The sequence below is a fragment of the Marinobacter sp. ST-43 genome (genome assembly GCF_030541085.1).
Taxonomy (GTDB): domain Bacteria; phylum Pseudomonadota; class Gammaproteobacteria; order Pseudomonadales; family Oleiphilaceae; genus Marinobacter; species Marinobacter nauticus.
Genome location: NZ_JASSVO010000042.1, coordinates 1 through 3,403, shown reverse-complemented (window position 1 = coordinate 3,403; position 3,403 = coordinate 1). Strand labels below are relative to the sequence as shown.

Annotated in this window: 2 protein-coding genes and 1 pseudogene; all 3 read left to right on the top strand. The window is 47.0% G+C overall.

The features are described from left to right. The first annotated feature begins 205 nt into the window (after nucleotides 1-205). Nucleotides 206-2,353 (top strand): hypothetical protein, encoded by a 2,148-nt coding sequence (locus QPL98_RS19275; protein ID WP_303293856.1) that lies wholly within the window; start codon nucleotides 206-208, stop codon nucleotides 2,351-2,353. A 2-nt stretch (nucleotides 2,354-2,355) separates the two neighbouring features. After that, the gene (locus QPL98_RS19270; protein WP_303293855.1) at nucleotides 2,356-2,838 is read left to right on the top strand and encodes a hypothetical protein; all 483 of its coding nucleotides are present in this window, start codon (nucleotides 2,356-2,358) and stop codon (nucleotides 2,836-2,838) included. A gap of 202 nt (nucleotides 2,839-3,040) precedes the next feature. Continuing rightward, nucleotides 3,041-3,280, top strand: a pseudogene (locus tag QPL98_RS19265) (recombinase family protein); the annotation flags it as partial. Nucleotides 3,281-3,403 lie beyond the last annotated feature (123 nt).

Genomic DNA, 3,403 nt, shown 5'->3' with positions numbered 1-3,403 from the left:
ACCAAACGCCCGATGAGGTGTACTACGGGCAATCCATATCCTTGGCAGCCTGAGCCAGGGAAACAACCGGATCATAGCTTAGGGACACCATCAGGTTGTCCAACTGACTGGGTCCACCTCAAAAGAGACTCGCAGGATAGAGCTTCCTTGGAGGAATTTTGCTATCAAACAAAGCGTTCCCATATGGGATCTCAGGATCCGGGACTTGCGAGATTTTGAAGCTTATATTCTTGATTGTTTGAGGAAAGACTACGGCAGGCATTCTTTTTTGGGTGCTACCCTCGCAGGCATTGAAAAACACATTTTGATCCTGGGACGCAAGGGGGTTATGCCTGTATTGGGATATCGACGCTTAGCGAGCTCTAGGCAGGAACTTTTAGTAGCTAGAAATTGGCAAGCTGGAGAGTTTAAAGACAGAAAATCCAAAACCCTGGATCGAAAAATGGAAGCGTTCAACGAGGCATTCAACGCGTTTATCGATAATCCAGTCGACGTAGATGGCAAACCTATCCTGAGTACGCACGATTGCCTAGCTATGTGCGCAGTCACCATCGGACTATGTGCACCCTCGCGAATAAACGAGATCCTGACGATGAGCTGCGATGACTACGCAGTCATAGAGGACTACTTGGATGATCCCTATGACATTCAATCAACGGGGGCTTCAAACGCAACGTCAGCTCATCAAATGTTGGTAATTACCCAAAAAGGAAGCAAGGGTGCTGAATGGGCGGCAAAACCGGCTCTTAATTTTATGATTGAAGCTTTCAATTATTGTATTGAAAGAATTAAACAAGCCGGTGCTCGCTCAAGGATGTTAGTCAGGTGGTATGAGAAGCATCCCGACAAACTTTATCTTCCCCATGAGCTGGAGCACCTACGTGGTGGCCTTGTAACTTGCCATGAAGTGGCACAGATTATCCGGCTTTCGCCGAATGCGCCATCCACGGCCTCTGATAACATCATGCAAGATTTAAGGAAAAAGTGTTTTCTCATCTCTAATCCAAAAACCTTTCAAAGCGACGGTAAGATAAACAACCGTCATAAAATATACGGTATGGAGTGGAAAGTTCTTGAAGAGTATCTTTTAAAGAAAGTGCATAAAGCGTTGGAAGGTTGTCGAAAGGTGACGGCAGCCAATCTATACCAAGGTAAATTGTCTAATATGCTGTTTTTGTGCGACAGCAGCGATAGTTCTTCGCCTTATTTGCCTACAGCATTAACCTACCAGACCATAAGAAAACGGCTGAAACGCCTGAGTACAGGCATACCCGGTTATGAAAACCCTCCGACTATTTTTGAAAAGCTGAACATCACTATTCCCGAGAACGGTCAGGTCAAATTTGCTTCGATGGCACTTCACGATATGCGTCGATGGCTAACCACACAGGCGGAAATCCATGGGGAAAATCTCTCAGATGTCGTGATAAATAAGTGGGCAAACCGAAGCAGTCTCGCACAGCTCAAAGCATATGACTTCAGGACAGCCGGATCCTTAGCTCATGCATCATCAATGCCTGAAACTCAGGAGACTCAAAAACTTTCTGATTTCTCGAATGGCATGGCGGCCGTCGAAAAACTGGAGGATCAATTCGGGCTTGAGCGTGCAATTGTGACAGCACATGATGCAGAAGTTGCCTTTACCTCAATGGAAGCTATCAGCCAAGCAGTTGAAGATCGGCCAATAGCAACTTGTAGTCAGGGAATTATTGTTCTATACCCCACACTTTTCGGGGCTTGCGTACATCAACACCATGAGAAGCCTTGCCGCAATTATAGTAACGATATCTGTGGTGCGTGTATGGGGTGTGATAAAAATTTCCATGTTAAGGGCCACAAACCGACCAATGACGAAACGCGTGCTCGCGCTGAGCAGCTCTTCGAAACTATTATACGTCACCTCGAAAACCTTGCTTTTACTTACAATCGAGGTGTGGCGGATGATCTAGCAGCTCTCGGGGATCACATGGTCACCCTCGTGGAAAAAGGATTAGATCGAAAGAATTTGGAGGAGCTTGCGAACCATCTAGTTGATCATTTTTTCGAAGTCAGAGACTTGTTAAAAGATCGCCAATTAGCTAGCCGTCTAGAGGAGGCTTTTGTCGCACGAGGAGTGGTAACGCGACTTGATGATGTGAGTATTAAAAATGGGGCAATCATCAAATACCATGCCCCGCTAAGACATGCCGAACCGCCGCTGGAATTGGCCATAGAGGACCAGGGAGGGAGAGAAGAGATACTGACTGAGGAAGCTGCTTTGATTGAGAAATATCCCGTTTTCTCTCCGGAACCCCAGGGAACTAGTGCTGAAAGAAATCAGATACCCCCTGGTAAAATCGCGGGAAATATATAGTCATGTCTGGACGGAAGGAAGTTCTGACAGAACAATTGGCTCGAAAAATCGCCCGCATGATCGAACGATTTCCTGATGCTGGAATTCCAGTAACTTGGGACAGCGTGATAGCTCACACGACTAAACGTTTTGGCGTGAAGCTGAAGAGAAATGTGCTCAGCCAGAAGGAGTTTGACGGCATTAAAATCATTGCCGATGCCTTCAGAGGCGCAAAGGGAGTGCAGAATCGGATAAAAAATGATTCGATACCAAAATACAAGACAGCCACCCGCACTGTCTTGCAACAGAGAATTGAACTTTTAGAGGCAAAGAATATCGAGTTGAAAGAGGAGTTAGAGCTTGTGCGGGCTCAACAACTTGAAGCGCTCGACTCATTTCTAAACACACCAAGAGACATCCACGCATTGATCGAAGGTCTGAGTACCAGTGCTCCAATCGATGAGATTGCACGGATACGACAAGTAAAAAACAGCGAGGAAAAATGAGGTTAAGGAGTGGACTCGATTCGAGTATTCAGAATACGCTATAACTGCCGGTTCAATGTTGGATTTTGTTATTTCCTTCCTGATGTCTACAAAAAGGTCGTTTGTTGAACGCCTCGGGTCATCCTTCAAAATTATCCGATTTCGGCTTGTTTCGCGTCCAACAATCACGTACAACAATCTATGAACAGAAAAGGTACCTTTAATGATCATAGGTTATGCGCGCGTCAGCACTAACGACCAAAATCCCGAACTTCAAGTGGATGCCTTGGAGAAAGCCGGGGCCGAACAGGTATTCCAGGAAAAATTCACCGGAACCTCACGTGAGCGACCCGAGCTGTCGCAGTGCCTCCGTATGCTCCGGCCGGGCGATGTCTTGGTCGTGTGGAAGTTGGATCGCCTCGCTCGATCATTGAAGGATCTGGTGGAGATTGTCCAAGACCTCCAGTGCGTATTCCAGACCAAGGTTGCCACTGATTCCAGACGAAGCCTGCCACCCATTCCACGCGAAAGCTGCCACTGATTCCACGGCAAAGCTGCCACCCTGGCAGGCTGCCTGATTTCCCCA